This is a genomic window from Serratia sp. ASV30 (assembly GCF_016428815.1).
Classification (GTDB): domain Bacteria; phylum Pseudomonadota; class Gammaproteobacteria; order Enterobacterales; family Enterobacteriaceae; genus Chania; species Chania fonticola_C.
The window spans coordinates 1-441 of record NZ_JAELTL010000204.1 but is presented as its reverse complement, the minus strand read 5'-3'; the positions used below and the strand labels follow the sequence as shown (position 1 = coordinate 441).

General features: G+C 38.1%; 1 pseudogene. It reads left to right on the top strand.

The window, feature by feature from the left end:
- Positions 1-398, top strand: a pseudogene (locus JHD74_RS26095) (hypothetical protein); the annotation flags it as partial.
- Positions 399-441 lie beyond the last annotated feature (43 nt).

Here is a 441-nt window from a genome sequence, read left to right as displayed (position 1 = left end):
GGGTAAAAGGGCTTAATCATACTGCTATACAGGGTATGAAATGGAGTATATATGTCTCTTTGGCCTACCGTAGCCTGGAGTTTATACTAAAGGATGAAAGCACTGCGGCTAGTTTTTTAGGAAATGTAACTAGTGATATTGTCAAAGCGGTTGTCGTTACTGTTATCATGAGAGCAACATCGTCCGCGTTGTTAATAGGAGCGGCTGTTTCCTTAGGTGGTGCTATTATTGGTGTCGCCATTGTGGCATTTTTTATTACGATGGGTCTAGAGTATTTAGATCGGGAATATGGAATCACTAATAAAATTATAGAAAAAATAAAGGAAATGGAAGTGCAGACACCAAGAGTTTCAAGTGTGTTAGGAACAAATAGCCAAATTTTATACAATAAACCATGAAGAATAAATTAATAGCCAACGTGGGCGAGACAGTTACAACTGT